Annotated in this window: 1 pseudogene; it reads right to left on the bottom strand. The window is 61.4% G+C overall.

Features of this window, described 5'->3' with window-relative positions:
- Positions 1-49: 49 nt before the first annotated feature.
- Positions 50-211: pseudogene (locus ACQ4LH_RS21840) on the bottom strand (alpha/beta fold hydrolase); the annotation flags it as partial.

The following is a 211-nucleotide window of genomic DNA, read 5'->3' as shown; positions in this document are numbered from 1 at the left end:
AGTCCGCTCACTTCGTCCCGKSGGCTGKCARATGTGTATAAGAGACGGGGCCAWGGGGGCTRAGCAGCAMCTTCTGCACCAGTACCGGATGAKGGGTTTCCGRAAACAACCCGCCGTTGAGAAACACACAGCTGGCCAGCGCGATGCATCCGTCCTGATGACGCGCCAGCAGCTCCTGCGCCACGCTGTCGCCGTAGTCATGGGCCAATAC

It is taken from the genome of Pseudomonas peli, from assembly GCF_050563605.1.
In the GTDB taxonomy this organism is placed as follows: domain Bacteria; phylum Pseudomonadota; class Gammaproteobacteria; order Pseudomonadales; family Pseudomonadaceae; genus Aquipseudomonas; species Aquipseudomonas peli_A.
This window is presented reverse-complemented; position numbering and strand designations above follow the sequence as displayed.